The following is a 23,828-nucleotide window of genomic DNA, read 5'->3' as shown; positions in this document are numbered from 1 at the left end:
GCGGACAGTGATGTCAGGCTTTGCCAATCTTTGCCGCCTTGCCCTTGTCGAACCACCACAGCGCCTCGACCGGAAAGCCGAAATCGGGTTTCTGTTCGGGAAAGCCGAACATGTCCCAATAGGCGCTTCGGTGATTCGCCAGATACCAACTTGGAATCCAATCGCGCCGCGCGCGCAAGGCCCGGTCCAACGCACGCATGGCGGTGGTCAGGCTTTCACGATCCTTGGCGGCGCCGACGGCTTCGATCAGCGCATCGATTGCCGGGGTTGCAACGCCCGACAGGTTGCGTGAACCCGATACTGAGGCGCTGCGTGAGTGGAAGAAAATTTCCAGATCGTCGCGGGTCGGCGTGGCGCTGAAATTGAAGGCCGCCGAGAGCAGGTCGAAATCGAATGTCGCTTGCCTGAGCTGATATTGCGCCGAATCCACCAGGCGGATCGAGGCATCGATGCCGATGGCCTTCATGTTGGCGACCCAGGGCGAATAGACCTGCACGAAGGTCTCGTCGTCGACCAGGAATTCGGCGGCCAGCCGCCCGCCCTTGTCATTGACCACGAAGTCACCGGAGCGTTTCCAACCGGCCTGAGCGAGCAGTTTCAGCGCCGCGCTCAGCTGCTTGCGGTCTCGTCCGGAGCCGTCCGACGGCGGTTGCGTCACCGCCTCGCCGAAGGTCTCTGGCGGCAGCTGGTCGCGCAACGGCTCCAGCAGCGCCAGCTCCTGCGGCGTCGGCAAGCCCGCGGCCCGGAAGTCGGATTTCTCGAAGCAGGATTGCGAGCGCTCATAGGAACCATAGAAGAAGTTGCGCCGTGTCCATTCGAAATCGAAGCAGAGCGCGATCGCCTGCCGCACGCGCGGGTCCTTGAACTGCTCACGCCGCTGGTTGACCGCGGTGGCCTGCATCGAGGGCACCGTTTCGGCGGGGAATTCGTGCTTGACCACCTTGCCTGCGGTAAAAGCTGGAAAGTCGTAGGCCGTCGCCCAGACGCGCGACGTAAACTCCTCGCGGTAGAGGATTTCGCCCTTCTTGAAAGCCTCGAAGCCTGCGGTGCGATCCTGGTAGAATTCGATGCGGATGCGCCCGAAGTTGTTCAGGCCGCGATTGACGGGCAGGTCGTTGCCCCAATAATCGGCCACCCGCTCATATTCAATCCAGGCGCCGGCCGACCAGCGCCCGACCTTGTAGGCGCTCGAACCGAGCGGCGGGTTGAGCTGCGAGGAATCGAACGGGTTGGCCGTAAAGAACGCCTTCGAAAGGATAGGAAATCCGACCACGTTGAGGATGGTTCGGGCCGACTGCTTGCCGGAGAATTTGAGCACTACCGTGTGGGTGTCCTTCGCCACCGCGTCATCCAGATGCGTCAGCGACAGCGCGTAGTCCGGATGCCCTTTGTCTTTCAGCAGTTTGAAGGTGAAGGCGACATCGTCGGCGGTGAGTGGGGTCCCGTCATGGAAGCGCGCCTGCGGGCGCAGCGAGAAGGTGAAGCCGTTGCGGTCGTCGGAGATCGTGACACCGTCGGCGATCAATCCATAGGCCGCATCCGGCTCGTCAAGCGCCCGCACCATCAGGGAATCGAAGCACATTTCCATGCGCTGCGGGGAATCGCCCTTGGGGACGAACGAATTCAGCGTGTTGAAGGTCTGCGGGCTCTGGTTGGCACCCCAGTTGGGCGGCGAGAAGTTGAAGGTGCCGCCTTGCGGCGCATCGACATCGACATAGTCGAAATGGGCGAAGTCGGGCTTGTATTTCAGGTCGCCGAACGCCGACAGGCCGTGCAGCCTGATGCCGGTCGGGATATCGGCAAAGGCCCGGCCCGGCAGCAACGCGGCGGCCGTGGCCGCGGCGCCGAGCGCCAGGAAGTCGCGGCGAGGAAGCAAAGTCCGCCGCTCCATCAATTAACGCCTTTGTACTTGGCGGCCAGCGCCTTTTCCCTGGCCGTGTCGATCCACCAGGAATCGATATCGGCGCCGCGGTAGCTGGGCTGCTTATCCGGCATGCCGAATTTGTTCCAGTAGGCGTACCAAACAGCGGTGCGATGGTACTGCGGCAGGACGTAGAAGTTCCACAAGAGCACCCGGTCAAGGGCGTGGGTGGCGGCGATAAGATCGGCGCGGTCGCTGGCAAAAACGATCCGATCTATCAGGGCGTCTACGACCGGGTCCTTAATGCCCATCAGGTTACGCGAGCCTGGGGCGTCTGCTGCCTTCGAACTCCAGAATTCGCGTTGCTCGTTGCCGGGCGATTCAGATTGCTGAAGCACCGTCGTTACCATATCGAAGTCGAAGTGGTTGATCCGGTTGATGTACTGGGTCTGGTCGATGATGCGTAGGGTCGCGTCGATCCCTATTTTGCGCAGGTTAGCGATGTAAGGGCTGGAGATGACTTGGTCGGTGTCGTTCGACCCGAGTATCTCGAACTTAAGCGGCTCGCCGGACTTTGTGTTGATCATCTTGCCGCCCTTGATCTGCCAGCCGGCCTGAGCAAGGAGATCAACGGCCCGCTTAAGATGTTTCCGCTCCGCTTGCGGTGAGTCATAGACAGGTAGCTTGAACTCCTGAGTGAACAATTCGGGCGGCAGCTTGTCGCGATATTTTTCCAGGATTTCCAGTTCCTTGCCTTGCGGCAGGCCGCTCGACGCCAGTTCGGTGCCTTGGAAATAGCTCGACGTTCTGGTGTTGAAGCCAAAAAACAGCGTCCTGTTCATCGTCTCGAAATCGAAGGGCTGGGTCAGCGCCTCACGCACCCGACGATCTTGGAAAAGTGCTCGCCGCTGGTTGAACACGAAGCCCTGCATGGGCTGCGCATGTTCGCTTTCGAAGGTCTTCTTGATCACATCGCCGCCCTTGAAGGCCGGAAAGTCATAGGCCGTTGCCCATTTGCGCGAACTCATTTCGCGGTGGATGTCGTCCAGCCCACCTTTTGTGAAGGCCTGCCAGGCAGCGTTGTCGTCAAGGATGTAGGTGAAGCGCTGGGTGTCGAAATTCTCGCGGCCGATCTTCACCGGCAGCTTGGCGCCCCAATAGTCCGGCACGCGCTGCCAGACGATTTCCGAGCCTGGCTTGAAGCTGGCGATCTTGTAGGCCGCGGAGCCCAGTGGCGGCTCGAGCGTCGGCCTTGTGATGTCGCGCTTCTTGCCGCTGGCGTCCGTGCCTTCCCACCAGTGCTTCGGCAAGACGACGAGATCGCCGAGGATCTTGGGCAGCTCGCGGTTGCCCTTCTGGTTGAAATGGAACTCGACCTCGCGGTCCGAGACCGCGACCGCCTCGGTCACGTTCTCGAAATAGCGATTGTATCTGGGGCTGTTGGCCTTCAGCACCTGGAATGACCAGACCACGTCGTCGACGGTGATCGGCTTGCCGTCATGCCATTTTGCACGAGGATCGAGTCGGTAGGTGGCTGAGGAAAAATCGGCAGGATACTTGAAGGCGTCTGCGATCAGGGGGTGGCTCACACTGCCTTCATCAGTAGCCTGTTCCATCAGCGTGTCGTAAAGCAGGCTGCCACCAAAATCGGCGAAGCCAGCAGCGGGTGACCCTTGCACTATGAAGGGATTGAAGCTGTCGAAGGTCCCTACAGCGACGGAGTTGTAGGTGCCGCCCTTCGGCGCATCTGGATTGACGTAGTCGTAATGCTGAAAATTCTCGCCATACTTCGAAGGTCCGATCAGCGACGACGTCGTGCGCCATTCATCGGCGAAGCCGGCCTGCAGGCTGGCGGCGAAGGCGAGCGCGAACGCCGATGCGAAAAGCGTGCGGAAACGGCCAACCTTCATGCGTTCTCCTCGCGAACTCCAGAGCGGTTCATCGTTTTCCGGAAACGACAAACGCCCTATCGCTTTGTTTCGAAGCAATTCCGGACGGAAACCGGTTCTCCCTTCCTGGAATTGCTCTGTCCACCCGCAATCTAGATCATTTGACGCGGGTGGAAACCGCAAGTGCCGCCTTTGTCGCGGTCCATGCAGCTTTCCTAACAGAAAAGCCGGGATGAACCCGGCTTTTCCAAGGAAGTCTCTATGACGAATTGTTTATTGAGCGGGCGCGGCGGGCTTGGCCGGAGCGGTTCCCTCGGCCGGCTTGGCCGGCGCGGCGCCTTCGGCGGGCTTCGCGGGTGCGGCAGCTTCCGCCGGCTTGGCTTCCGCCGACGCGCCCGGCTGCGGCAGCGGCTTCGGGTTGTCCGACAGCGTGCGCAGATAGGCGATCACATTGGCGCGGTCTTCATCCTTCGGCAGGCCGGCGAAGCCCATCGCCGTGCCCTTCACGAACTTCTTCGGCGAGGTGATGAAGTGGTTGAGATTGTCGTACGTCCAGTGCTCCTGGCCGCCCTTGGAGAAATCCTTCATGCCGGCCGAATAGGCGAAGCCTTCATGCTCGGCGACGGGGCGGTCGACGATGTCCCAAAGGTCCGGACCGACCTTGTTCGGACCGCCTTTTTCGCCGGAATGGCAGGCTTGGCATTTCTTGAAGATCGCGGCGCCCGCCTCGGCATTGGCGGTGGCGAGCAGGTCGGCGATCGGCTTGGCTTCCGCCGCGGGAGCAGCCGGACCGCCTTCGGTCGGTTCCTGCGCTTCGATGGCGAAGCCGGGCTTTTCGGGCGTCGGCGAGGCGAACAGCCCGTCCGAGACGAGGCCTATGGAAAAGACGATGAAGCAGGTTCCAAGAAATCCGCCGAGCAGCTTGTTGACTTCGTTGGAATCCATACGCCCCTTGCTCCCTTTTCCGGCGGACCGTCCCGTCCACTCCGTCCGTCGGTATCGCGAACTGCCCTGAAAGGCCAGTCAAACCGCGCGGAAACTAGGTCTTTTGCTCTGGCGTTGCAACACCTATAAGGGCGCTTCCAGTGAGACCTTTTGCCACTTTTCCATCCGCTTTTTTCGGCTGCCCTGAAATCCGATGTCGACCTTGATCCTGATCCCCGCCCGCATGGCCTCCACGCGCCTGCCGGGCAAGCCGCTGGCCGAGATTGCGGGCGTGCCGATGATCGTCCATGTCGCCCGGCGCGGAGCCGAGGCCGGGCTTGGCCGCGTGGTGGTGGCGACCGACACGGAAGCGGTCGCGCAAGCCGTGCGGGCGCATGGTTTCGAGGCTGTCATGACCCGAGCGGATCACGAATCGGGCTCCGACCGCATCTTCGAGGCGCTGACGGCGCTCGACCCCGAAAAGCGGGTGCAAACGATCGTCAACGTCCAGGGCGATCTGCCGACCATCGCCCCCGAGATCATCGGCGCGTCGCTGCGGCCGTTTGAGGACAAATCGGTCGATATCGCCACGCTCGGCGTCGAGATCGTGCGCGACGAGGAGAAGACCAATCCCAATGTCGTCAAGATCGTCGGCTCGCCGCAGTCCGCGACACGATTGCGAGCCCTCTATTTCACCCGAGCCACCGCGCCCTGGGGCGAGGGGCCGCTCTACCATCACATCGGCCTCTACGCGTATCGCCGCGCCGCGCTGGAACGTTTCGTCGCGCTGAAGCCGTCGCCGCTGGAGCGTCGCGAGCGGCTGGAGCAGCTGCGCGCGCTGGAAGCCGGCATGCGCATCGACGCCGAGATCGTCAAATCGCTGCCGCTCGGCGTCGACACGCCGCATGATCTCGAGCGGGCAAGACAGATCCTTTCAAATTGAGATATCGGCATGGCTGACAAGACCAACAGAATTTCCTTCCAGGGCGAGCCCGGCGCCAATTCCGACACGGCCTGCCGCAACATGTTCCCCGCGATGGAGCCGTTGCCGTGCCCGACCTTCGAGGATGCCTTCAACGCGGTCGAGACCGGCAAGGCCGATCTCGCCATGATCCCGATCGAGAACACCATCGCCGGCCGCGTCGCCGACATCCACCACCTCTTGCCGGAATCGAAGCTGCACATCGTCGGCGAATATTTCCTGCCGATCCATTTCCAGCTCATGGTGCTGCCGGGCGTGAAGCGGGAAGAGATCAGGACCGTCCACAGCCACATCCACGCGCTCGGCCAGTGCCGCAAATATATCCGCAAGAACGGCTGGAAGCCTGTGGTCGCCGGCGACACGGCGGGTTCGGCCAAGATGGTGTCGGAGGTCAGGGACCGCACCATGGCCGCGCTGGCGCCGGCTTTAGCCGCCGAGCTCTATGGGCTCGACATCGTCGAGAAGAATGTCGAGGACACCGACTCCAACGTCACCCGCTTCGTCGTGCTGACCAAGAACAAGCAATGGGCGGAGCGCCCCGCGCCGGACGCCAAGATGATGACCACCTTCATCTTCCGTGTCCGCAACGTGCCGGCCGCGCTCTATAAGGCCATGGGCGGCTTCGCCACCAACGGCATCAACATGACCAAGCTCGAGAGCTACCAGCTCGGCGCCTTCACCGCGACGCTGTTCTACGCCGACATCGAGGGCCACCCGGACGATCCGCTGGTCAAGCTGGCGCTGGACGAGCTGCGCTTCTTCTCGCGCGAGATGCGCATCCTCGGCGTCTATCCGGCCAACGCCTCGCGCGAGCAGTGGAAGGTTGCGGATTGAACGGTCTTCGGTCCGTAAGCTGACGGTTCAAAGGGCACGACTGCCCTTCGGGGATTGGCGGAGGCCTTCGAGCTTCGTCATCCACGGGCGAAGCAAGGAGCGAAGCGACGCGCGCAGACCCGAGGATCCATTCCGTGACTTCGACGCGTTGCGACGGTCCAGAATTCTGCTCCGCTGCACCTTCGGCACCGGGGTCTCCGCTCCGCCCTGGAATGACGATGTCACGGGAGGCCCGCGCTAGTCTCGATGTCAGCAATGTCGTTCAGCCGAACCCCAACGGCACGTAGTCGATCTCCATGAACTTCTCGACCTCGGGCACCCAGCGGTCGCGCACGAAGGCGACATGGTCGGGGTGCTCGTTGTAGCGCGTGTAGGCCGCCTGGTCGGCGAATTCCATCGAGAAGCCGAACTGGTAATCGTTCTTCGGGCTCACCTGCCGCAACTGCTCGAAATGCGTGACGCCCTTGATCCCGGTCAGGATCTTCTCCGCATCGTGCAGGAAACGCTTTGTCTCCAGCGACTGCAGCGGATGCTTCAAAGTGAACACGACGGTGTGGCGGATCATGTCTCGGCTCCTATTCGCTGTCGACCCAGGCGCGGATGAGGTGATGGGCGATTGCCCCTTTCGGCGGTGTAATCAGGCCCTCGGCATGCTGTCTGTCCAGCATGGTGCGCACCTCGTCGCGGAAGAACCAGCGGCAGTCCTCCAGCTCGTTGAGGTCGGCCTGGATATCCTCGTTAAGGGGCTCGCCGAAACAACCGATCATCAGCGAATAGGGGAACGGCCAGGGTTGGCTGGCGTGGTAGACGACGCGGCCGAGCCGGATGCCGGCCTCTTCGAGCGTCTCGCGCCGTACCGCCGCCTCGATTGTCTCGCCCGGCTCGATGAAGCCGGCAAGCGCCGAATACATGCCCGGCGCGAAATGCCTGCCGCGCCCCAATAGGCATTTCTCGCGCGTCACCGTCAGCATGATTGCCACCGGATCGGTACGCGGGAAATGGTCGGTGCCGCAGGCAGGGCAATGGCGCCGGTAGCCGCCGGCGCGCATCTCCGAGCGGTTGCCGCATTTCGAGCAGAAGGCATGGCTTACGTGCCAGGCAAGCAGCGCGGCGCCTTGCGCCAGCGCGCCGGCCGCCGCCTCGTCGACCAGCCCTTGCATATAGACGGAACGATAGTCGATCGCCTTGATCGTCTCGGGCAGCTTTTCCGGCTCGATGCCGGCGGGCACGGCCAGCACCGGCCCGCTGTCAGAGAAGCCGAGCAGCACGCCGCGATCGAGTGCGGCTTCGAAAGCTCCACTCTCATCCGTCCTGAACCAGGGGTCGAACGTGCCATCCTCGAGTTTGAGATAGAGCCGGCCGGCATGCATCAGCATCAGCCGAGCGGCTTGGTCGGCCAGCGCTTTTTCGACCGCATCATCGGCGCGGTTCTCGGACTGCCGATCGATCCGGTTGCCGGCGAAACCGACGAATTGGCTGGGCTCGCGCAAGGGCGCGTCGAACAGGCGAAAGCTCATGGAGACTCGGGTGGGCTCGATGTGCGGATGGACACTGGTCAGCTTATAGCGCCGCCTTGATCGTTTCGGCAAACCGCCTGATATCGGAGCGCTGGTAGGGCTCGCGTATGCCATAGCCCCAGACCGGTCCCGGCCAGCCGGGATCGCCCTCCGAGCGGGCGACGACGTGGACATGCAGCTGACGCACGATGTTGCCGAGCGCGCCGGTGTTGATCTTGGTGCATCCGGTCACCCGCTTCAGCGCCTGCGCCACCATATTGGTCTCGAAGGTCAGCATCGCCTGGTCGAGCGGCGTCAGGTCGTGAATTTCCTCCACGCCCGGCCGCTGTGGCACCAGAACCAGCCATGGCCAGCGGCGGTCGTTCATCAGCCTGAGCTCGCAAAGGCCAAGCCACAAAAGCTGCTCGCTGTCCGCCTCCAGCCGGGCGTCCAGCGTGAATCCGGCCTCGAGGCCCGGCAGCATGAGCGTTTCCTTCGCTTTTGTTGCAAGCATTTTCCAAACCAGGAACGCTAGAGCGGCGGCAGGGTGGCTGCAAGCGATTCATTGACCGCCATTATCGATTTGAAGGACTTTCCGCCTTCGATGCGGTTGCGGGTTGCGGCTCGGCCCTTGCATTTCGCCGCTGAATTGCCGATATGGAGCGCGGGAGGTTGGTGGTGGACGATCCACTCGCCAACCGGGTCAGGTCCGGAAGGAAGCAGCCCTAACGAGCCCGGAACGGGTCATTGTTCCAGCCTCCCACCTCTTCGCCTTTCTCCCGCGACATTGACGGCGCCAAGCCGTGCGGGTGAGACTATGCGCAGGAATCGGCCGCCTTCCGTCGCGGTCCTTGGAGCTTTTGACGGCGAATGAGCGAAGCCGGAAATTTGGGGCCACAAAGCCTGGAGACTGGCAAGGCCGCCGCTTATCGCGTCCTGGCGCGCAAATACCGCCCTTCGAATTTCTCCGAGCTGATCGGCCAGGAGCCGATGGTTCGCACGCTGACCAACGCCTTTGCCACCGGCCGCATCGCCCAGGCCTGGATGCTGACCGGCGTGCGCGGTGTCGGCAAGACGACGACCGCGCGCATCCTGGCGCGGGCCCTCAACTACAAAACCGCGACCGTCGACCAGCCCTCCGTCGACCTTTCGATTCTCGGCGAGCATTGCCAGGCGATCATGGAAGGCCGCCATGTCGACGTCATCGAGATGGACGCCGCCTCACATACCGGCATCGACGACATCAGGGATATCATCGACCGCGTGCGCTACGCACCGGTCTCGGCGCGCTACAAGGTCTACATCATCGACGAAGTGCACATGCTCTCCACCCAGGCCTTCAACGGCCTGCTGAAGACGCTGGAAGAGCCGCCGCCGCACGTCAAATTCATCTTCGCCACCACCGAGATACGCAAGGTTCCGATAACGGTCCTGTCGCGTTGCCAGCGCTTCGATCTCCGCCGCATCGATGCCGGCGCGCTTGTCGGGCATCTGTCCTCGATCGCGGCCAAGGAAGGTATTACCGTCGACGACGAGGCGCTGGCGATGATCGCGCGGGCCGCCGAAGGCTCGGCGCGCGATTCGCTCTCCATCCTCGACCAGGCGATCGCCCATGGCAGCGGCACGGTCAGCGCCGAGGCGGTGCGAGCCATGCTCGGCCTTGCCGACCGCGGCCGCATCATCGACCTGTTCGAGCATGTCATGAAGGGCGATGTCGCAGCGGCCTTGGCCGAATTCCGCGCGCAATACGACACCGGCGCCGATCCGGCCGCCGTTCTTACCGATCTTGCCGAGTTCAACCACCTCGTCACTCGCCTGCGCTTCGTGCCGGCGGCAGCCGACGATGCTTCGCTTTCCGAGGATGAGCGCCGGCGCGGCGCCGAATTCGCCGGCACGCTTTCCGTGCGCGTGTTGTCGCGGACCTGGCAGATGCTGCTCAAGGGTATTCCTGAGGTGCAGTCTTCCAACCGCCCGGTCAGCGCCGGCGAAATGGTGTTGATCCGCCTGGCGCATGCCGCCGACCTGCCGACGCTGGACGAGGCGTTGAAATCGCTGGAAGGTGCGGCCCCGCAGTCGAATGTGGCGCCGCGCGCCAACGGAACACCCGCGGGGTCCGGCAATGGCAGCGCAACTGCTGTCGCGCAGACCCGGGTGCCAGCTTCCCCCGGCGGCGCGCAGACGATGCGCCTGGTCGAGGCGCAGCCTGTGCCGGAGACCTTCGTTCCCGCGCCGGAGCCGGTCGCCGAGGCGCCTGTCGTTCCAGTGAAATCGCTGGCCGACATCGTTGCGCTTGCCGACGCCAATCGCGACATGGCCTTCAAGGTGCTGCTGAAACGCTGCGTGCGGCCGGTTCGCATCGAGCCCGGCCGGCTCGACGTTGCCTTGACTAACGACGCGCCGAAGATGCTGCTCAACGACCTCACCGCCAAGCTGCGCGCCTGGACCGGGCGCAACTGGCTGGTGTCGCTGTCGAAGGAAGAAGGCGGCCAGACATTGGCCGAGATGGAGACGACGAAGCGCGAGAATGCCTTCTCCGACGCCAAGAGCGACCCCGTAGTCGCGGCCATTCTCGCCCGTTTCCCCGGCGCCAAGATCATCGATGTGCGCATCCCGGACGTGCCGGAAGTGGATGAAGCCGAGGCCGACCTGCCGGTCGAGCCGGCGGCCGATGACGACGAGACCTGAAACATTTTTAGAGGACCAACCGATGAAAGATCTTCTCGGCCTGATGGGCAAGGCGAAGGAAATGCAGGCCAAGTTCCAGGCCATGCAGGACGAGATCGCCACGCTTGAAGCCACCGGCCAGGCCGGCGGCGGTCTGGTTAGCATCACGCTTACCGGCAAGTTCGAAATGAGGACGCTGAAGATCGATCCGTCTTTGATCAAGGCGGACGAAGCAGAGATCCTGGAGGACCTCATTCTGGCCGCCCACAATGACGCCAAAAATAAGGTCGAGCAGATCATGCAGGAGAAGACGAAGGCGTTGACGGCAGGCTTGCCGATCCCGCCCGGAATGAAATTGCCTTTCTGAGGCGGTGTCCGACAGTTAATTGATTATGAACGGAAATTGAGTCCAGCCTGCAATATTAACCATTTTGCCGGCAATGCTCACGGGCTCATTTCGCGGCATTCATAAAGTTTTACCCAAGTCCAGAAGTTGCTAACCTTCTAGCCATCTTTTTGCCTGAAAGAGTCTCATTCTTGCCACATCTCGGGGCGGGCTGGCATCTGGACATGAGGCTTTTTTGGTGATCGCGACGCGATGGAAGACGCCGCTGCTGCTTATCGGCATCGTCACTTCCCCCTTGCTCCTGGCCGGTTGCAGCCAGACCACTTCCTCCCATGGCATGTCGGTGTCGGGTCTAACCGACGCCCTTACGCCGAGCTTCCTCAGCTCGCGCTCCTACACGATGAAGGACAAGGAATGCCTGCAAAGGGCGATGTTCTTCGAGTCCAACCGGTCGAGCCGTGACGGCATGATCGCCGTCGGCACGGTCGTGATGAACCGGCTGCGCTCGGGCCAGCATGGCAACACCATCTGCGAGGTCGTCGGCGAGAGGGGCCAGTTCGCGCCCGGCGTGCTGACGCGGCCGATGAACTCCAGGGCGCTGCCCGACGTCGAGGAAGCCGCGAACGCGGTGCTGAAAGGCGAGCGCAAGGCCAAGCTCAAGAACACAATGTATTTCCACACCGCCGGCCTGCGCTTCCCTTACAAGAACATGCATTACACCATGGTGGCCGGCGGCAACGCCTTCTATGAGAAGCGCGGCCGCAACTGGCAGCCGCTGCCGGACGAGCCGATGGTCGCCATGGCCTCCGACAAACAGCAGAAAATCGACCCTGCTGCCCCCGTGCTGGTGGCTTCCGCCGAGCCGGTGGTCAAGACGATCGTACGCCCGGATCCGGCCAAGCAGGCCGCGATGAATGCGGCCGAACCGACGCTTCCGGCCAAGGCGGCAATCGTTCCGGCCGAAGCGACCTATGTGACGGCTGCTGCTGCTCCTTCGCAGAAATCCGGCCGCCTCGCGCAGAAGCCGATGGTCGTGGCGATGCAGGAGCCGATGGCCGAGCCGGACGCCTCGCGTTTCGGCGGCACGCTCAAGAGCCGCTACGTCTCTTCGGTGCCCAGCGCGCCGCAGGAAGCCTCGATGGGCTTCCAGTCGACACCTGAGAACACCGACGCCATCGGCGCGATGATCGCCAGCCAGGATCGGCCGCTCGAAACCAACTGAGCCCGATTTGATCCAACACAGGGCCCGCCATGGCAGCATGGCGGGCCCTCCGCCCTTGCTGGCTGTTCCAAACCGCTCTGAAAAATCCTGGATCAGTCCACCGTTTCAAGAAGCGGCGAACTGATCCATCTTTTCCCTTGCACGCAATTCGGGACGGAAAACCGCTTCGCACTTTTCCTGGAATTGCTCTAGATCAGGGCGATGTCGAAGAGAATCGCCGGTCCGGAAATCGAACGCCTGATCCAGCTCCTGGCCAAGGTGCCGGGGCTAGGGCCGCGCTCGGCCAGGCGCGCAGCGCTTCATCTCATCAAGAAGAAGGAACAGCTGCTCGAGCCCCTGGCTGCCGCCATGAGCGAAGCGGTCGACAAGGTGCGCATCTGCTCGACCTGCGGCAATGTCGATACCGCCGATCCTTGCATGATCTGCACCGACCCACGCCGCGACGCCGGCACGCTGATCGTCGTCGAAGACGTCTCGGACCTTTGGGCGCTGGAGCGCGCGGCGGCGATGAACGTGCGCTATCACGTGCTCGGCGGCACGCTGTCGCCGCTCGACGGTATCGGTCCGGATCAGCTCAACATCCGCTCGCTGGTCGACCGCGTTGCCGGCGGCGAGGTGAAGGAAGTCATCCTCGCCGTCAATGCCACCGTCGAGGGGCAGACGACGGCGCATTACTTGACCGATCAGTTATCGGGCTCTGATGTGAAGGTGACGCGGCTCGCGCATGGCGTGCCGGTCGGCGGCGAGCTCGACTACCTCGACGAAGGCACGCTGGCCGCGGCGCTGCGGTCGAGGACGGCGTTTTGAGGGGACTTATGGGGGCTTGGAGATGACAGCGTTCCTTCGCGCCCCCCTCTGTCCTGCCGGACATCTCCCCCTCAAGTGGGGAGATCAGACGTCACGCCGGCTTTCGCCAATCTCCAACGTCGCAGGATTGAGCGGAGCGCCGAAGCTGCCAATCTCCCCCCTAGAGGGGGAGATGTCCGGCAGGACAGAGGGGGGCGCGACAGAACGCCAGCCTTCCAGATTGGTCGTCCTTTCCTTTCTGCTCGCGTTGATCGCTCTCTTCACTATCAACCCCACCCATGCCGCCCCCATCGACGAGCAGTTCCAGGCCTGGCTTAAAACCGACCTCTGGCCCAAGGCCAAGTCCAAAGGCATCTCCAAGAAGACCTTCGACGCTGCCTTCCTCGGCGTGAAGCCGAACCTGAAACTGCCCGATCTCGTCCTGCCCGGCGAGAAGCCGACGACGCCTGAGAAGCAGCATCAGGCCGAGTTCGGCCCGCCGGCCAGCTACTTCGCCGAGAAGGTGGTTCGGGCCGTCACCTCGGGCGGAAGGACGCGCGAGAGCGCCAATGCCCGGACACTCGGGCTGATCGAGAAGCGCTATGGCGTTCCAGGCGAGATCGTGCTGGCGATCTGGGGCCGCGAGACCGGATTCGGCGCGGCCAAGATGCCTTACGGCGCCTTCGAGGTGCTGGGCACCAAGGCGTTCATGTCGACCAAGAAGGATTTCTTCCGCACCGAGGTGCTGGCGGCGCTCGAAATCGTCGAGCGCGGGCTGGCGCCGGTCAATGCGATGAAATCGTCCTGGGCTGGTGCGCTCGGCCAGCCGCAATTCATGCCGACCTCCTTCTTGAAGCACGCCGTCGATTTCGACGGCGACGGCCGGCCCGACATCTGGAATTCGACGCCCGATGTGCTTGCCTCGATCGCCAACTATCTCGTTCATTATGGCTGGGTGAGGGGGCGCGGCTGGGGGGCCGAGGTGACGGTGCCGGCAAATGTGTCGTGCTCGCTCGAAGGACCCGACCGGGGCAAGAGGATCTCCGATTGGGTGGCGATGGGCATCAGGCGCGTCGACGGCAAGGCATTTGCGGCGAGCGAATTGAAGGCCGAGGGCTTGCTGCTGATGCCGGCCGGGCGCAGCGGTCCGGCCTTCGTCGTGACGCCGAACTTCTATGTGCTGAAGCAATACAACAACAGCGATCTCTACGGCCTGTTCATCGGTCATGCCGCCGATCGCATCGCCAAGGGCGACGCCGCCTTCGTCGGCGGCTGGGGCGCGGTCGGCGATCTCCACCGCTCCGATATCGCCGCCCTGCAGCGGGCGCTGGAGGCCAAGGGCTACGATGTCGGCAGCGCCGACGGCCTGCCTGGCTTCAAGACCCGTCGCTCCATCGGCATCTGGCAGGCAAAGAACGGCAAGCCCGTCACCTGCTTTCCCGATGCGGGTTTGGTCGCGCAGCTGAAATAGCGGCTGCCTCGCAAGGGACGGAGCTGATAATTTTTTGCGGATTGGCGGCTTCAATTAGCCGGCGCATGGGTCGACTCATACGGCTCGTCTGGTCCCCCGATATAGCGTCTCGCAAAATGTCCGTTGCCGGTTCGAGAACCGCTGAATAGGGTGTTGACCAACTGGACAAAAAACACGACGGTAAGCGGTCAAAGCCGCAGCCGGCCTTGCAAAGAACAATACAGCCCTGAGCCGGGAACTCAGGTCAACAAAACAGGGAACGATCACTATGATGCTGGAAAAGTTTGCTCTCCGCTCGCGCGCCTTGCTTGCGGGCGCCGCGCTGTCCGCGCTGCTCGCCGCGCCCGCTTTCGCGGTCACGCCCGCCGATACGCTGGTCGAGGGCTTTGCCATCGACGACATCATCTCGATGGATCCGGGCGAAGCGTTCGAGCTGTCGACGGCCGAGGTCACCGGCAATACCTATGATCTCCTGGTCCGCCTCGATCTCAGCGACACCTCCAAGGTCAAGGGCGACCTTGCCGAGAGCTGGACCGTTTCCGATGACGGCCTGACCTACACTTTCAAGCTGAAGCCCGGCATGAAATTCGCATCCGGCAATCCGATCACCGCAGCCGACGTCGCCTATTCCTTCGAACGCGCCATCAAGCTCGACAAGAGCCCGGCTTTCATCATCAACCAGTTCGGCATTACCGGCGACAACGTTACCGAAAAGGCCAAGGCCGTCGACGACACCACCTTCCAGTTCGTCGTCGACAAGGCCTATGCGCCGAGCTTCGTGCTCAACTGCCTATCGGCCACCGTTGCTTCGGTCGTCGATGCGAAGCTGGTCAAGGAACATGTCGCCGCCGTCACGCCGAGCGCCGACTACAAATGGGACAACGATTTCGGCAATGCCTGGCTGAAGACCGGCTATGCCGGCTCGGGACCGTACAAGCTGCGCGAATGGCGCGCCAACGAGGCCGTCGTGCTGGAGCGCAACGACAATTACAATGGCGAGAAAGCCAAGCTCGCCCGCGTCATCTATCGCAACATGAAGGAAAGCTCGGCGCAGCGCCTGGCGCTTGAAGCCGGCGATATCGACGTTGCCCGCAATCTCGAGCCGAACGATCTCGACGCTATTGCCAAGAACGCCGATCTCACCACCACCAGCGCGCCGAAGGGTACAGTCTACTACATCAGCCTCAACCAAAAGAACCCGACGCTCGCCAAGCCTGAGGTTCGACAGGCGTTCAAATATCTGGTCGATTACGACGCGTTGAGCACCACCATCCTCAAGGGCATCGGCGAGATCCATCAGTCCTTCCTGCCCAAGGGTGACCTCGGCGCCATCGATGACAACCCGTTCAAGCTCGATGTCGCCAAAGCCAAGGAATTGCTTGCCAAGGCCGGCCTGCCGGACGGCTTCAAGGTGACCATGGACGTGCGCACTGGACAGCCGACCACCGGCATGGCGGAATCGATCCAGCAGACGCTCGGCCAGGCCGGCATCAAGCTGGAGATCATTCCGGGCGATGGTAAGCAGACGCTGACCAAATACCGCGCCCGCAACCACGACATCTATATCGGCAACTGGGGCCAGGACTATTTTGATCCGAACTCCAACGCCCAGACTTTTGCCTCCAACCCGGACAATTCCGACAACGCCAAGATCAAGACGCTGGCCTGGCGCAATGCCTGGGACATTCCGGACCTGACCAAGGAAACCGAGGCGGCATTGCTGGAGAAGGATGCGGCCAAGCGCGCTGATATGTACAAGGACCTGCAGCAGAAGATCATGGACACCAGCCCCTTCGTCATCATCCACCAGCAGCTGGAAGTGGCGGGGCTGCGCAAGAACCTCCAGGGCTTCAAGCTCGGCCCGAGCTTCGATACCAATTTTGTCTGGGCGGTGTCGAAGCAGTAACCCCGGGCGCCACGCGTGAGCGTAGCTGAAAACCAGGCGGCGGCCGGGCGCGGCAGCGCCCGCGCCGTGGCCATCCTATCGTCGCTCGGCCGCTTTCTGATCATTGCGGTGACGACCTATCTCGGTCTGCTCGCGGTAACCTTCTTCATCGGCCGAGTCATCCCGATCGATCCGGTGCTGGCCGTTCTCGGCGACCGGGCGCCGACGGCCGTCGTCGAGCGCACGCGCCGCGAGATGGGTCTCGACCTGCCCTGGATCGAGCAGTTCTACCTCTATGTCAAAAGTGCGTTGAGCGGCGACTTCGGCACGTCGGTGCTGACTACCAATCCGGTGATGACGGATATCCGCCGCGTTTTCCCGGCGACCATCGAACTGGCGACGCTGGGCACGATCATCGGCGCAGTCATCGGCGTGCCGCTCGGCGTGCTGGCCGCCGTCAAGCGCGGCAGCTTCATCGACCAGATCGCGCGCATCGTCGGCCTCATCGGCTATTCCGTGCCGATCTTCTGGCTGGGGCTGCTCGGACTGGTGCTGTTCTACGCCAAGCTGCAGTGGATCGCCTTTCCGGCGCGGCTCGATGTCGTCTACGAATACACTTTCACGCCGATCACCGGCTTCTACCTGCTCGATGCGGCGATCCAGGGGCAGTGGGACGTCTTCTACGACGCCTGGCGCCACATCGTCCTGCCGGCCTCGCTGCTCGGCTATTTCGCGCTTGCCTATATCAGCCGCATGACGCGTTCCTTCATGCTGAACGAGCTGGCGCAGGAGTATATCGTCGCGGCGCGTGCGAAAGGCCTGTCGGAGACGCGCATCATCTGGGGCCACGCGCTGCGCAACGCCGCCGTGCCGATGGTGACTGTGATCGCGCTTTCCTACGCCAACCTGCTCGAAGGCTCGGTGCTGACCGAGACCGTCTTCTCCTGGCCCGGCATCGGCCTCTACATCACCAACTCGCTGCAGAACGCCGACATGAACGCCGTGCTCGGCGGCACCATCGCCATCGGCTCGGTCTTCATCGCCATCAACCTTTTCTCCGATCTGCTCTACCGGCTGCTCGATCCAAGGACGAAGACCGGATGATCGGAGCTATTGCCGTTTTGGGCTTGGCCGCGGCCAACCACCCCCGCTCCGGCCCTTCGGGCCACCTCTCCTCGTGCCTGGGGGAGAGGACGAGCCGGTCGCACGCCTGGCGCCTTTCCTCACGCCCGTCGAACGGGGGAGAGGTGGTCTGCGAAGCAGACCGGAGTGGGGGTCGACAGCTTCACGAGTCACCCTCATGACCGTCTCCGTTCCCCTCTCGCGCCGCGAATGGCTGCTCAGCGATCGGCCGGCCTCGCGCCTGCAGGCAAGGCTCGGCCGCGCCTATGTCGCCTGGCGGCGCTTCTCCGCCAATCGGTTGGCGCTGGTCGGCATGCTGATCATCATCGCGCTGCTGGTGGTCGCTGCCTTTGCTGATGTGCTCGCACCTTATTCGCCGACCGTTGGTGATCTTAAGAACGCCCGACTGCTGGCGCCCAGCGCCGCGCACTGGTTCGGCACCGACGACCTCGGCCGCGACATCTATTCACGCATCGTCTATGGCTCACGCTGGACGCTTTATGTGGTGATCCTCGTCGCCATCATCGCCGCGCCCATCGGTCTTCTGGTCGGCACGATCGCCGGTTATGCCGGCGGCTGGACCGACACGATCCTGATGCGCATCACCGACATCTTCCTCGCCTTTCCCAAGCTGGTTCTGGCGCTGGCTTTCGTTGCCGCGCTCGGCCCCGGCATCGAGAACGCCGTGCTGGCGATCGCCATCACCTCATGGCCGCCCTACGCGCGCATCGCGCGCGCCGAGACGCTGACGGTGCGCAATTCCGACTACATCAAGGCGGTGCAACTGATGGGCGCCTCGCCCTTCCGCATCGTGCTGCGCCACATCATGCCGCTCTGCATCTCATCGCTGATCATCCGCGTCACGCTCGACATGGCCGGCATCATCCTGACCGCCGCCGGCCTTGGTTTTCTCGGTCTCGGCGCGCAGCCGCCGTTGCCCGAATGGGGCGCGATGATCGCGTCCGGACGCCGCTTCATCCTCGACCAATGGTGGGTTGCCGCAGCCCCAGGTGCCGCCATCCTCATCGTCAGCCTCGGCTTCAACCTGCTCGGCGACGGCCTGCGCGACGCGCTCGATCCCCGGAGCGGCGACCAATGACCAGCAACACGAGGACCCAACCAACAGACACGCTCCTTGAGGTTGACGATCTGCGCGTCACCTTCCCGACCCGCACCGGCCTTGTTCAGGCCGTGCGCGGCGTCTCCTTCTCGCTCGGACGCGAGCGGTTGGGCATCGTCGGCGAGAGCGGCTCCGGCAAATCGCAGACCGGCCGCGCCATCATGGGGCTGACCCCGCCGCAGGCCGAGGTGTCGGCGAAGAGGCTCGCCTTCGACGGCATGGACTTGCTTTCCATGTCGCCGCGTGAACGCCGGGCGCTGCGGGGAAGCCGCATCGCCATGATCCTGCAGGATCCGAAATATTCGCTCGATCCGGTGATGACCATCGGCCGCCAGATCGTCGAGACGCTGCGCACGCACGAAAAAGTCTCCAAGGCCGAGGCGCGCGAGCGCGCTTTAGCCATGCTGCAGGCGGTGCAGATCCGCGATCCGGTCCGCGTCTTCGACCTTTACCCGCACGAGGTCTCGGGCGGCATGGGCCAGCGCGCCATGATTGCCATGATGCTGGTCACCGGACCCGAATTGATGATCGCCGACGAGCCGACCTCGGCGCTCGACGTCACCGTGCAGCTCGACGTGCTCAATATCCTCGACAAGCTCGTCGCCGAGCGCGGCATGGGGCTGATCTTCATCTCGCACGATCTGCGCTTGGTCTCCTCCTTCTGCGACCGCGTCGTCGTCATGTATGCCGGCAAGGTGGTCGAGCAGATCAAGGCTTCGGAGCTGCGCGACGCTCAGCACCCTTACACGCGCGGCCTGCTCAACTGCATGCCCAGGATCGGCTTCGAGCGCCATCCGCTGCCGGTGCTCGACCGCAAGCCGGAGTGGGCGGCATGACGGCTTCCATCACTGTCGAAGGGCTGGAAGTGGTCTTCGACCGGTTTCGCGCGCTGAAGGGCGTCAGCCTCGAAGTCAGGGAAGGCGAATCCTACGGCCTCGTCGGCGAAAGCGGTTCCGGCAAGTCGACGCTGCTGAGAGCAATCACAGGTCTCGCGCCGGTTTCCGCAGGCACCATTACCGTCAACGGCAAGACGCTCGGCAAAACTCGCGACAAGGCGTTCTATCGCGAGGTGCAGATGGTCTTTCAGGATCCTTACGGCTCGCTGCATCCGCGTCAGACCGTCGACCGCCTGCTGCAGGAGCCTCTGGCCATCCACGGCATTGCCGACGGCGAGAAGCGCATCGAGCGCGCGCTGGACGAGGTAGGGCTTGGCAAGGGCTTCCGCTTTCGTTACGCGCACCAGCTCTCCGGCGGCCAACGCCAGCGCGTCGCCATTGCGCGTGCGCTGATCCTCGAACCTTCGATCCTGTTGCTCGACGAGCCGACTTCGGCGCTCGATGCCTCGGTACAGGCGGAAGTGCTGAACCTGCTGGAAGAGGTGCGGCGTCGCCGCAAGCTCACCTTCCTGATGGTCAGCCACGACCTCGCCATCATAACCCATATGTGCGAGCGGCTGATGGTGATGCAGAACGGCGAGGCCGTGGAGACGCTGACCGCGAGCCAGCTGATCGGCCATCGCGTCAGCGAGGATTATACGCGCAATCTGTTGAGGGCCAGCGAAGGATTTGTGAGGGTTTAGCCCGCAATTGCCAAGCCGCGTCCCTGCCCAGGTGTACCGGGGAGGACTTTATCTGGGGCAGGCCCAATTGACTGGACTTCGTGCCGACTTGAGCAAAACGTGAAATAAGGCCAGAAGGGGTTTCAACGGCATCAAACGAGAACGGGCCCAGTCTCGATGAGGGATGGCCCAATTGAGGGATGAGATGAAGAATTCAGCCATTTCCGAACGCAAGAACCAGTCGATCTCGCGCGGCGTCGGCATGACGACACAGATCTACGCCGAACGCGCCGAGAATTCGGAAATCTGGGATGTCGAAGGCCGCCGCTACATCGACTTCTCGTCCGGCATCGCCGTCGTCAACACCGGCCACCGCCACCCGAAGGTGATCGAGGCCGTCAAGGCGCAACTCGACCGCTTCACCCACACCTGCCACCAGGTCGTACCCTATGAAAGCTACGTGCATCTCGCCGAGCGCCTGAACGGCCTGCTGCCCGGCAAGTTCGACAAGAAGACCGTGTTCGTCACCACCGGCGCCGAGGCGGTCGAGAACGCAATCAAGATCGCCCGCAACGCCACCGGCCGTCAGGCGGTCATCGCCTTTTCAGGCGGCTTTCATGGCCGCACCTTCATGGGCATGGCGCTGACCGGCAAGGTCGTGCCCTACAAGGTCGGCTTCGGCGCCATGCCCGCCGATGTCTTCCACGCCCCGTTCCCGGTGGCGCTGCACGGTGTCTCGGTCGCCGATTCGCTTGCCGCGCTCGACAAGCTGTTCAAGGCCGATGTCGATCCGGGCCGCGTTGCAGCCATCATCGTCGAGCCGGTTCAGGGCGAGGGCGGCTTCTACGAGGCGCCGCGCGATTTCATGGCAGCGCTGCGCAAGATCTGCGATCAGCACGGCATCCTGCTGGTCGCCGACGAAGTGCAGACCGGCTTTGCCCGTACCGGCAAGATGTTCGCCATGGATCATCATGACGTGGCGCCCGACCTCACCACCATGGCCAAGAGCCTCGCCGGCGGCTTCCCGCTGTCGGCCGTCACCGGCCGCGCCGAGATCATGGACGCGCCCGGCCCCGGCGGGCTCGGCGGCACCTATGGCGGCAGCCCGATCGGCGTTGCCGCCGCGCACGCAGTGCTCGACGTCATCGAGGAGGAAAAGCTCTGCGACCGTGCCAATGCGCTGGGCGCGCGGCTGAAGCAGCGGCTGGTATCGATCCGCGAGGACGTGCCGGAGATCGTCGACATCCGCGGTCCGGGCTTCATGAACGCGGTCGAGTTCAACGACGTCAAGAAGGGGCTTCCGTCGGCGGAGTTCGCCAACGCGGTCAGGCTGAAGGCGCTGGACAAGGGCCTCATCCTGCTCACCTGCGGCGTCTACGGCAACGTTATCCGCTTCCTGTCGCCGATCACCATCCAGGACGGCGTCATGACCGAGGCGCTGGATATCCTGGAGACCTCGATCCGCGAGGCGCGGGCGGCCTGAGGATGGTGCGGTGCTCTTCTGACGGTCTGCACCGGCGCGCGCAAGCCGTCAGGAGCCCGGATTTTGTAACCAGGATGGGATATCCATTTTGGCGTGAAGCACGCGCCACACATCGATGTGGTCTGGCTGTTCAATATAGAAGATCAAATATGGATGACGCTTGAGCGGTAGGCTGCGTAGGCCGGGCAACCCAACTTCATAACTATATCTCAGAGAGCCTGATGCCGGGTGGCTGGCTATTAACTTGTAGGCCTTCTGAAGGTCCTCGACATAGCCTAACGCCACGTGCGAACCAGCTTCACGTGCATAATAATCGACAGCGTCCTCGATATCGCGCAGAGCAAGCCTTCGAGGAATAATTGGCTTGGTGGCCACTAACTTATTGGCCCTGCGCTCGTTTCCTCAACGCTGCGAAATAATCATCGTCAACGGGCTCACTCGGCGCGGACGACGCGCCCTCTAGGAGCAAGCGGCGCAAAAGTTGACGATCCTGATCCTGGCGGATCAATTCACGCACATATTCGCTGCTCGTGCCATAGCCTCGATCAGTCACTTGCTGATCGACAAAATTCTTCAAGCTGTCCGGCAGTGAAATGTTCATCGTGCTCATTCAGCCACTTTATGATCTATGGCAAAAATTGGCAATCTCTACGCGCTCGCCCTTGCCGGTTCGTCCCGACTGAAGGCCGCAAGCGCCGCCTTCAGCGCATCCGGCCCGCCTGCCACCGTTTGCGGCGTCGGCGAGAAGCCGGCGCCGAGCATCTTGCGGCCAAGCATGTGGTCGGCCGGGCGGTTGACGGATTCGATACCGAGCAGCCGGTTGCCCGCATAGTGGTAGATCGAGAACTTGTTCTCGGCGAGATCGCCCAGCACGACATGGTGATCGCCGCCTTGGGTCAGGCCCACCATCTGCAGCTTCATGTCGCCGATATCCGACCAGAACCACGGCACGGCCGAGAAGGGCTCGCCATGGCCGAGGACGGTGCGTGCGGCAAGCCGCGCCTGGTCGGTGGCGTTCTGCACCGATTCCAGCCGCACGTCGCCACGGGTAAACCAGTGCCGGTAGGAGGCCGCGTCGCCGATGGCGAGGATTTCGGGAACAGAGCTTTGCATATGCTGGTCGACGCGGATGCCGTTGCCGGTAGCCAGACCGGCGGCTTCAGCCAGTTCGACATTGGGCACCACGCCGATGCCGATGATCACCATCTGCGCCGGCAGGCGTTCGCCGCCCGAGGTGATCGCGGCCGAGACGCGGCCGCCTTCGCCCTCGAGGCGGGCAATGGTGGTGCCGGTCAGGATGCGCACGCCGATCGCCTCCAGGCGCTGGCGCACATGCGCCGCGATGACTGGCGCCACGGCGCGGCCGAGCAGCCGATCGACCGCCTCGACGACGGTGACGTTGCGGCCGGCCGCTCTCAGCGTTGCCGCGATCTCCAGGCCGATGAAGCCGCCGCCGAGAATGACCACGTCCTCGGTTTGCGAGCTGAGCTCGCGGATCAGGCGCGCATCGGCCAGCGAACGCAGCGAGACCACGCCGGCAAGGCTGGCGCCGTCAAGCTTGAGCAGGCGCGGCCGCGAGCCGGTCGCGAGCACCAGCCGGTCGAAGGCAAGCGTTCCACCGCCTGCGACATTCAACCGGCCCGAGCCGGCATCGATGCTGTCGATGCGCACTCCCGGCCGGTAGTCAATGTTGTTGCCAGTGTAGAAGGCTTCGCCGCGCAAGGGCTGCGGCTTGGCCTCGGCGTCCTTGATGAAGGTCTTGGACAACGGCGGCTTGTGATAGGGCAGGTCCTGCTCGTCGCCGACCAGGACAACCGGCCCTTCATAGCCCTCTTCGCGCAGGCTGGCGGCGGCCTGCACGCCGGCATGGCCCGCACCGACAATCACAACCCCGTTGGTCATCGCAATCCTTTTTGGTCAGCAAATCTAGGCTCTTGCGCCAGGTGGCGATTGTCTGCCGCCGCCGCAAGAGCCGCGCATCGGGTCGCACCCAGAATGGCTGTCTGTCAATCGGGCCCAGCGAGGCAATACCGAGCTTAAAGTTGACATTTGTAGTTTAGAATAATTCTAAACTGTTGTTTCAATTGTATATTTTCTATCTCACCAGTTGACTCCCGGCCTCTCCATCGCTTTATGGAGAGCTGCGCGCAAAGCGTATCCCTTTGATGTCTGGGCCTTGAACCCT

22 protein-coding genes and 1 other RNA gene are annotated in these 23,828 nt (G+C 63.0%); 14 read left to right on the top strand and 9 right to left on the bottom strand.

Features of this window, described 5'->3' with window-relative positions; translation table 11 throughout:
• Nucleotides 1-13: 13 nt before the first annotated feature.
• The 3 genes from LB535_RS03985 to LB535_RS03975 form a co-directional block, all read right to left on the bottom strand.
• Entirely contained in the window at nt 14-1,891 is a 1,878-nt protein-coding gene (locus LB535_RS03985) for an extracellular solute-binding protein (protein ID WP_224631255.1), read from the bottom strand.
• Complete coding sequence (locus tag LB535_RS03980) at nt 1,891-3,771, bottom strand: extracellular solute-binding protein (RefSeq protein WP_224631660.1); 1,881 nt, start codon at nt 3,769-3,771, stop codon at nt 1,891-1,893. Before LB535_RS03980 ends, LB535_RS03985 begins: the two co-directional genes overlap by 1 nt.
• A gap of 252 nt (nt 3,772-4,023) precedes the next feature.
• The gene (locus LB535_RS03975) at nt 4,024-4,695 is read right to left on the bottom strand and encodes a c-type cytochrome (RefSeq protein WP_224631254.1); all 672 of its coding nucleotides are present in this window, start codon (nt 4,693-4,695) and stop codon (nt 4,024-4,026) included.
• A 193-nt stretch (nt 4,696-4,888) separates the two neighbouring features.
• On the opposite strand from LB535_RS03975, the gene LB535_RS03970 reads away from it, so the two are divergent.
• On the top strand, nt 4,889-5,617 hold the full coding sequence (locus tag LB535_RS03970) for a 3-deoxy-manno-octulosonate cytidylyltransferase (protein ID WP_224631253.1): 729 nt from the start codon (nt 4,889-4,891) through the stop codon (nt 5,615-5,617).
• 9 nt (nt 5,618-5,626) lie between these two features.
• Nucleotides 5,627-6,490 carry a prephenate dehydratase gene (locus LB535_RS03965; protein WP_224631252.1) on the top strand — a complete coding sequence of 288 codons (864 nt, stop codon included), beginning with the start codon at nt 5,627-5,629 and terminating at the stop codon, nt 6,488-6,490.
• A 262-nt stretch (nt 6,491-6,752) separates the two neighbouring features.
• On the opposite strand, the gene LB535_RS03960 is transcribed toward LB535_RS03965, so the two are convergent.
• Genes LB535_RS03960 through LB535_RS03950 form a run of 3 tightly spaced genes read right to left on the bottom strand, consistent with a single transcriptional unit; the run spans nt 6,753 to nt 8,470 of the window.
• Entirely contained in the window at nt 6,753-7,055 is a 303-nt protein-coding gene (locus LB535_RS03960; protein ID WP_224631251.1) for a Dabb family protein, read from the bottom strand.
• A 10-nt stretch (nt 7,056-7,065) separates the two neighbouring features.
• Nucleotides 7,066-8,007 carry an NAD(+) diphosphatase gene (gene nudC / locus LB535_RS03955; protein WP_224545215.1) on the bottom strand — a complete coding sequence of 314 codons (942 nt, stop codon included), beginning with the start codon at nt 8,005-8,007 and terminating at the stop codon, nt 7,066-7,068.
• A 43-nt stretch (nt 8,008-8,050) separates the two neighbouring features.
• The gene (locus LB535_RS03950) at nt 8,051-8,470 is read right to left on the bottom strand and encodes an HIT domain-containing protein (RefSeq protein ID WP_224545216.1); all 420 of its coding nucleotides are present in this window, start codon (nt 8,468-8,470) and stop codon (nt 8,051-8,053) included.
• A 183-nt stretch (nt 8,471-8,653) separates the two neighbouring features.
• Here LB535_RS03950 and ffs point away from each other — a divergent pair.
• From ffs to LB535_RS03890, 12 genes are all read left to right on the top strand, one after another.
• Nucleotides 8,654-8,750, top strand: an RNA gene (gene ffs, locus LB535_RS03945) — signal recognition particle sRNA small type.
• Between the two features lie 106 nt (nt 8,751-8,856).
• Complete coding sequence (locus LB535_RS03940; RefSeq protein ID WP_224631250.1) at nt 8,857-10,671, top strand: DNA polymerase III subunit gamma/tau; 1,815 nt, start codon at nt 8,857-8,859, stop codon at nt 10,669-10,671.
• A gap of 22 nt (nt 10,672-10,693) precedes the next feature.
• Nucleotides 10,694-11,017 carry a YbaB/EbfC family nucleoid-associated protein gene (locus LB535_RS03935; RefSeq protein ID WP_224631249.1) on the top strand — a complete coding sequence of 108 codons (324 nt, stop codon included), beginning with the start codon at nt 10,694-10,696 and terminating at the stop codon, nt 11,015-11,017.
• A gap of 217 nt (nt 11,018-11,234) precedes the next feature.
• Nucleotides 11,235-12,218, top strand: coding sequence for a cell wall hydrolase (locus LB535_RS03930; protein ID WP_224631248.1), 984 nt, complete (start codon nt 11,235-11,237; stop codon nt 12,216-12,218).
• A 201-nt stretch (nt 12,219-12,419) separates the two neighbouring features.
• Entirely contained in the window at nt 12,420-13,025 is a 606-nt protein-coding gene (gene recR, locus LB535_RS03925; protein WP_224631247.1) for a recombination mediator RecR, read from the top strand.
• Nucleotides 13,026-13,197: 172 nt separating this feature from the next.
• Entirely contained in the window at nt 13,198-14,475 is a 1,278-nt protein-coding gene (locus tag LB535_RS03920; protein ID WP_224631246.1) for a lytic murein transglycosylase, read from the top strand.
• Between the two features lie 268 nt (nt 14,476-14,743).
• The gene (locus LB535_RS03915) at nt 14,744-16,381 is read left to right on the top strand and encodes an ABC transporter substrate-binding protein (protein WP_411969523.1); all 1,638 of its coding nucleotides are present in this window, start codon (nt 14,744-14,746) and stop codon (nt 16,379-16,381) included.
• Between the two features lie 15 nt (nt 16,382-16,396).
• Nucleotides 16,397-17,464 carry an ABC transporter permease gene (locus LB535_RS03910; protein ID WP_224631245.1) on the top strand — a complete coding sequence of 356 codons (1,068 nt, stop codon included), beginning with the start codon at nt 16,397-16,399 and terminating at the stop codon, nt 17,462-17,464.
• Nucleotides 17,465-17,660: 196 nt separating this feature from the next.
• Nucleotides 17,661-18,581, top strand: coding sequence for a nickel transporter permease (gene nikC / locus LB535_RS03905; RefSeq protein ID WP_224631244.1), 921 nt, complete (start codon nt 17,661-17,663; stop codon nt 18,579-18,581).
• On the top strand, nt 18,578-19,438 hold the full coding sequence (locus tag LB535_RS03900; protein WP_224631243.1) for an ABC transporter ATP-binding protein: 861 nt from the start codon (nt 18,578-18,580) through the stop codon (nt 19,436-19,438). The genes nikC and LB535_RS03900 overlap by 4 nt, the downstream gene beginning before the upstream one ends.
• A complete protein-coding gene (locus LB535_RS03895; RefSeq protein ID WP_224631242.1) occupies nt 19,435-20,181 on the top strand; it encodes an ABC transporter ATP-binding protein in 747 nt (248 codons plus the stop codon). Before LB535_RS03900 ends, LB535_RS03895 begins: the two co-directional genes overlap by 4 nt.
• A 184-nt stretch (nt 20,182-20,365) precedes the next feature.
• The gene (locus LB535_RS03890) at nt 20,366-21,643 is read left to right on the top strand and encodes a 4-aminobutyrate--2-oxoglutarate transaminase (RefSeq protein WP_224631241.1); all 1,278 of its coding nucleotides are present in this window, start codon (nt 20,366-20,368) and stop codon (nt 21,641-21,643) included.
• A 48-nt stretch (nt 21,644-21,691) separates the two neighbouring features.
• On the opposite strand, the gene LB535_RS03885 is transcribed toward LB535_RS03890, so the two are convergent.
• From LB535_RS03885 to LB535_RS03875, 3 genes are read right to left on the bottom strand one after another with little or no spacing between them, the layout of a single operon-like run.
• Nucleotides 21,692-22,018: a type II toxin-antitoxin system RelE/ParE family toxin gene (locus LB535_RS03885; RefSeq protein WP_224631240.1), complete on the bottom strand. Its 327-nt coding sequence runs from the start codon at nt 22,016-22,018 to the stop codon at nt 21,692-21,694.
• A gap of 4 nt (nt 22,019-22,022) precedes the next feature.
• Nucleotides 22,023-22,253, bottom strand: a complete 231-nt coding sequence (locus tag LB535_RS03880; RefSeq protein WP_224526731.1) for a type II toxin-antitoxin system ParD family antitoxin — start codon at nt 22,251-22,253, stop codon at nt 22,023-22,025.
• A gap of 38 nt (nt 22,254-22,291) precedes the next feature.
• Nucleotides 22,292-23,545 carry an NAD(P)/FAD-dependent oxidoreductase gene (locus tag LB535_RS03875; RefSeq protein ID WP_224631239.1) on the bottom strand — a complete coding sequence of 418 codons (1,254 nt, stop codon included), beginning with the start codon at nt 23,543-23,545 and terminating at the stop codon, nt 22,292-22,294.
• Nucleotides 23,546-23,828: the final 283 nt, after the last annotated feature.

It is taken from the genome of Mesorhizobium sp. CA10 (genome assembly GCF_020165285.1).
In the GTDB taxonomy this organism is placed as follows: domain Bacteria; phylum Pseudomonadota; class Alphaproteobacteria; order Rhizobiales; family Rhizobiaceae; genus Mesorhizobium.
The sequence above is the reverse complement of the archived record's forward strand: the minus strand, read 5'-3'. Positions and strand labels throughout refer to the sequence as shown.